This window comes from Nguyenibacter vanlangensis, assembly GCF_013376155.1.
Lineage (GTDB): Bacteria > Pseudomonadota > Alphaproteobacteria > Acetobacterales > Acetobacteraceae > Gluconacetobacter > Gluconacetobacter vanlangensis.
Genome location: NZ_JABXXP010000253.1, coordinates 1 through 3,984, shown reverse-complemented (window position 1 = coordinate 3,984; position 3,984 = coordinate 1). Strand labels below are relative to the sequence as shown.

Here is a 3,984-nt window from a genome sequence, read left to right as displayed (position 1 = left end):
CGCCCCGCCCCGGCCGTCACGCCATTCCCCGACATCACGCCACGCTCAGCCCTGGGACTGCCCCTGCGTAGCGGGGCCGGCGGCGGAAAGGGCCGCCGGCACGACCGGCGGCCAGAAAGCCTGCGCGATCTCGTTCTGCACAAGCTGCAGTTCGCGCTGCACCCAGTCCAGAAATTCGTGCAGCCCGCGCAGGATGATGTCCTTGATCGTCTGCTCGGCCAGCGTGGCGCGCAGCTCCTCAACCCGCTCGGCCACCGCATAGCCGTTCTTCAGCCCGTAATCGGTCCGCAGATGGCCGATCGCCCAGTGCAGTTGCCGCAGGCTGGTCGAAAGCGAACGGGGAAATCCGTCATTCTTCAGCAGGAACCCCGCGACATTGGCAGGCGTCATGTCCCCGGGCAGCAGGGTGCGGCGAAAGGCGTGATAGGCAGCGGCCGAGCGCAGCACCGCGGCCCATTGGCCGAGATCCAGCTCCGACCCCACGCCGGCGACGCTGGGCAGCAAGGTATGATATTTGATGTCGATCAGCCGCGTGATCTGGTCGCCGCGCTCCAGGTTGCGGCCGATCAGATAGAACAGCCAGGCCTGGTCGCGATAGAACGTGCCCTCGGTAATCCCGTGATGGGTCTGGCAATCCTGCTTCAGCCGGGCGCAGAGGCTGGAAAGATTGGCCGAGCGGATGTCGCTGGCGCCCAGCCCGCGAATCCAGTTGGTGAACACGTTCAGTTGCGTCCACATCTCCGTCGAGATCAGCGGCCGCAGCGACCGGGCATTCTCCCGCGCCGCATGGGCGATCGAGACGATGGAGTTCGGATTCTCGCGGTCGGTGACATAGAATCCGACGACGTTCTCCTCCGACGCCGTGTCGTGGCGGGCGAAAAACCGCTCCTCGTCCGCGTTGATCTGGATGATCGACAGCCAGCCGCTGACCGTGCTGCGCGTGCGCACGAAGGTTTCCGTCACGTCGATCAGGCGGGCCAGGTTCTCGATCCGCTCCATGTAGCGCGCCAGCCAGATCGTGCATTCGGCATAGCGCGACAGCAGGTTGGGCATCGCGCCGCCCGGCGACGCATCGACGATGATTTGGCTCATGACGCCAGCACCCACGTATCCTTCGACCCGCCGCCCTGCGAGGAATTGACCACCAGCGACCCCTTGCGCAGCGCCACCCGCGACAGCCCGCCCGGCAGCACCCAGGTCGAACGCCCCGTCACGGCGAAGGGGCGCAGATCGACGTGCCGCGCCTCGACGCCCGCCTCGCACAGCGTCGGACAGACCGACAGGTCGATCACCGGCTGGCTGATATAGTTCGATGGATCGGCGATCAGCTTGGCGCGGAATTCCTCGATCTCCAGCGCGCTGGCATGCGGACCGATGATCAGCCCATAGCCGCCGGATTCACCCACCGGCTTGACGACCAGCCGCTCCAGGTTGGCCAGCGTATAGGCCAGCCCGTCCGCCTCGGCGCAGATATGGGTCTCGACATTCGACAGGATCGGCTCTTCCGACAGGTAATAGCGGATGATGCGCGGCATGTAGGCATAGACCGCCTTGTCGTCCGCGACCCCGGTGCCCACCGCGTTGGCGATGGTGACGTTGCCGCGGCGATAGGCGTCGATCAGCCCGGGCACGCCCAGCATGCTGTCGGGATTGAAGACCGCGGGATCCAGAAAATCGTCGTTCAGCCGGCGATAGATCGAATGGACCGGCCGCAGCCCGGCGACCGTGCGCATGAAGACGCGGCCGTCCTCGACCACCAAGTCGCGCCCCTCGACCAGCGGCACGCCCATCTCGCGCGCCAGGAAGACATGCTCGAAATAGGCCGAATTATAGATGCCCGGCGACAGCAGTACCACCTGCGGGGCATCCACGCCCTGGGGCGCCACCTCGGCCAGCGCCTGGCGCAGCCGCGGCCCGTACTCGTCGACCGGCATCAGGTCCAGCCCGCTGGCCAGGTCCGGCATGCTGCGCAGCATCATGTGGCGGTTTTCGATGACGTAGGACACGCCCGACGGCGTGCGGGCATTGTCCTCCAGCACCAGGAACCGTCCCGCCCCGTCCCGCACCAGGTCGGTGCCGTTGATATGGACATAGACGCCGCCCGGAACGTCCAGCCCCTCCATTTCCGGCCGGTAATTGGCATTGCCCAGCACCAGTTCGGCCGGGATGATCCCGTCGCGCAGGATCCGGCGCTCGTGATAGATGTCCCACAGGAAATGATTGATCGCCGCGACCCGCTGCCGCACCCCGCGATCCACATGGTCCCACTCGGCCGCGGTCAGCACCCGCGGAATCAGGTCGAAGGGCAGGATCCGGTCGATGGCGTCCCGGTCGGAATAGACGGTAAAGGTGATGCCCAGGTTATACAGGTCGGCCTCGGCCGCCAGGGCCCGCTGGCGCAGTTCGCCCAGGCCGAAATGCGCCAGCCTCTCGCGGATCACCGCCACGCCGCCAAGGGGGCCGCCAAGGGAGGGGCCGCCAAAGGGGCCGTCAGGGGGGGGGCCGTCTGGTGGAGGGCCGTCAGGGGGGATGTCCCGGCGGTTCATCAATTCGCAGAAAAATTCCGGCGTGTCGTAGGAAACGAACAGGCCCGCCCCCGGCTGCGCGTTGCGCTCTGTCAGGTCGCTCATTGTCCCGTGCTCTCCCCGGCATGAGGGGAGATCAGGCGCGAAGGATTCATGTCCACCCACCTGCTGGTCCGATTTCCAGACAGCCAAGCAAGAAAACGGGTCGCCGCCAAGGGCCAATCGGCACGCTCTCGACAGTGCGATCATTTCGGAGTCGGATGATGTGAATTTTGGGTATTTCCCCTGTTCGCGGGCGGCCGAGCTGGTCTACCGTCACCGGACCGGAACAGGTCCGTCCGGAAGATCACTGACCAAGGTCGATGCATGACCCTGCATGTCGCGCTGACACATCGCACCCGCTACAGCTACGACCGTCCGGTCTCGCTCGGACCACAGACCATCCGGCTCCGCCCGGCGTCCCATGCCCGAACGCCCGTCCTGTCCTACGCGCTGCGGATCGAGCCGAAACCGCATTTCATCAACTGGATGCAGGATCCTTCGGGCAACTACCAGGCGCGGGTCGTCTTCCCCGAGCGGATCACCCATTTCGACGTCGCGGTCGATCTGGTCGCCGACATGGCGACGATCAACCCGTTCGATTTCTTCCTCGAACCCCAGGCCGAACAATGGCCCTTCGCCTATGACCCCGTGCTGGCCGGGGAACTGGCGCCGTACCGGGTCCGCGAGACGCCGGGGCCCCTGCTCGCGACCCTGCTGGAGGGGATCGACCGCACGCCCCGGCACACCGTCGACATGCTGGTCGCGCTGAACCAGCAGATCCAGCAGCGCATCGCCTATGTCGTGCGGATGGAACCGGGGGTCTGGACGCCCGAGGAAACGCTGGAACGCGCCTGCGGCTCCTGCCGCGACAGCGCCTGGCTGCTGGTACAGATCCTGCGCCACCTGGGCTTCGCCGCCCGATTCGTCTCGGGCTATCTGATCCAGCTCGTGGCGGACCAGAAGCCCGTGACCGGCCCCGAGGGCCCCAGCGCGGATTTCACCGACCTCCATGCCTGGGCCGAGGTCTATCTCCCCGGCGCCGGATGGATCGGCCTGGACGCCACGTCCGGCCTGCTGACCGGCGAGGGCCACATCCCGCTGGCCGCGACCCCCGAACCCGCCTCCGCCGCCCCGATCACCGGCCTGATCGAGCCATGCGAGACCGAATTCGATTTCACGATGTCGGTCACCCGCGTGCTCGAGACGCCGCGCACCACCCGCCCCTATGACGACGCGCAATGGCAGGCGATCCTCGCGGCCGGCCGCGCGATCGACGCGACGCTGCAGGCCGGGGATGTCGGCCTGACCATGGGGGGCGAGCCGACCTTCATCGCCGCCGCCGACATGGACGCGCCGGAATGGAACGTCGACGCGCTGGGCCCGACCAAGCGGGCCTATGCCGGGCGGCTGCTGCGCC

General features: G+C 67.0%; 3 protein-coding genes. 1 reads left to right on the top strand and 2 read right to left on the bottom strand.

Annotated elements, in window-relative coordinates; genetic code table 11:
- Positions 1 to 45: 45 nt before the first annotated feature.
- Both HUK84_RS11805 and HUK84_RS11800 read right to left on the bottom strand, forming a co-directional pair.
- The gene (locus HUK84_RS11805) at positions 46 to 1,053 is read right to left on the bottom strand and encodes an alpha-E domain-containing protein (protein WP_176640468.1); all 1,008 of its coding nucleotides are present in this window, start codon (positions 1,051 to 1,053) and stop codon (positions 46 to 48) included.
- Between the two features lie 35 nt (positions 1,054 to 1,088).
- A complete protein-coding gene (locus HUK84_RS11800; protein ID WP_176640467.1) occupies positions 1,089 to 2,630 on the bottom strand; it encodes a circularly permuted type 2 ATP-grasp protein in 1,542 nt (513 codons plus the stop codon).
- A 261-nt stretch (positions 2,631 to 2,891) separates the two neighbouring features.
- Here HUK84_RS11800 and HUK84_RS11795 point away from each other — a divergent pair.
- Positions 2,892 to 3,984: transglutaminase-like domain-containing protein (locus HUK84_RS11795; RefSeq protein ID WP_176640466.1), on the top strand; the 1,093-nt coding region annotated here is incomplete at its 3' end.

Bases quoted from the DNA above. Each gene is read 5' to 3' on its own strand.
- HUK84_RS11800 (WP_176640467.1), bottom strand. From the start codon at position 2,630: ATGAGCGACCTGACAGAGCGCAACGCGCAGCCGGGGGCGGGCCTGTTC.
- HUK84_RS11805 (WP_176640468.1), bottom strand. From the start codon at position 1,053: ATGCCCAACCTGCTGTCGCGCTATGCCGAATGCACGATCTGGCTGGCG.